This is a genomic window from Pseudomonas sp. SCT (genome assembly GCF_003864275.1).
In the GTDB taxonomy this organism is placed as follows: Bacteria; Pseudomonadota; Gammaproteobacteria; order Pseudomonadales; family Pseudomonadaceae; genus Stutzerimonas; species Stutzerimonas stutzeri_AE.
The window spans coordinates 1-1,235 of sequence record NZ_BDJA01000028.1 but is presented as its reverse complement, the minus strand read 5'-3'; the positions used below and the strand labels follow the sequence as shown (position 1 = coordinate 1,235).

Annotated in this window: 1 protein-coding gene; it reads left to right on the top strand. The window is 58.6% G+C overall.

Annotation, left to right across the window (positions count from 1 at the left end; genetic code table 11):
* The first annotated feature begins 64 nt into the window (after positions 1-64).
* Positions 65-1,227 (top strand): IS3 family transposase gene (locus tag BHD08_RS22900; protein WP_125025260.1). Its coding sequence is split into 2 segments (ribosomal slippage): positions 65-320 and positions 320-1,227, totalling 1,164 coding nucleotides; the frame shifts between segments, so codons are not numbered across the junction.
* Positions 1,228-1,235 lie beyond the last annotated feature (8 nt).

Below are 1,235 nucleotides of genomic sequence, written 5' to 3'. Positions count from 1 at the left end.
TGTAGTGGTCTACTGATCCCGGACACCGATTTAGGCGAAAATCCTCGCCATCAAGAGGTGTTCGATGAGCAAGCAACGACGTACGTTTTCCGCCGAGTTCAAACGCGAGGCTGCTGCCTTGGTTCTGGATCAAGGCTATAGCCATATCGAGGCCTGCCGTTCGCTGGGCATCGTGGATTCGGCATTGCGCCGCTGGGTGAAACAGCTTCAGGACGAGCGTCAGGGCGTCACGCCGAAGAGCAAGGCGCTGACACCCGAGCAGCAGAAGATTCAGGAGCTAGAAGCCCGGATCAACCGGCTGGAACGGGAGAAAGCGATATTAAAAAAGGCTACCGCTCTCTTGATGTCGGACGAACTCGATCGTACGCGCTGATAGACCAGTTGAGTGAGCAGGAGCCGGTAGAAGTGGTCTGTTCAGCTTTCGATGTGGCGCGGTCGTGCTACTACGCCCATCGCCTTCGACGTCGCCGTGTCGATGCTCGTCGCGTTGCGCTACGTAGCCGGGTCAACGAGTTGTTTAGCCAAAGTCGAGGCTCGGCTGGCAGCCGAAGCATCCTGGGCATGTTGCGCGTGGACGGCGTGACGATTGGCCGTTTCCGTGTGCGTCGGTTGATGCGTGAGCTGGGCCTCGTCAGCAAGCAGCCGGGCTCGCACGCTTACAAGCAGGCCACAGTTGAGCGCCCGGATATCCCGAATCGGTTAAACCGCAAGTTCGCAGTCCAGCGCCCGAACCAGGTGTGGTGCGGCGACATTACCTACGTCTGGGCACAAGGTCGCTGGCATTACCTGGCCGCAGTGCTGGATCTGTACACACGACGGACGATTGGCTGGGCGTTTTCCACGAAGCCGGATGCTGAGCTAGTGATTAAGGCTCTCGACATGGCTTACGAACAACGCGGCCAGCCACAACAGGTGCTATTCCATTCGGATCAGGGCAGCCAGTACGCCAGCCGCCTCTTCCGGCAACGGCTATGGCGCTACCGGATGCAGCAGAGCATGAGCCGCCGAGGAAATTGCTGGGACAACTCGCCGATGGAGCGCCTGTTCCGCAGCCTGAAGTCGGAATGGATCCCAGCAACTGGATATCTGACAGCCTTGGAGGCTCAGCGAGACATCAGCCATTACCTGATGCATCGCTACAACTGGATCAGACCGCATCAATTCAACGACGGGCTGCCGCCTGCGGTGGCCGAAGAAAAACTTAACCCACTGTCCGGGATGGGTTGACCACTACA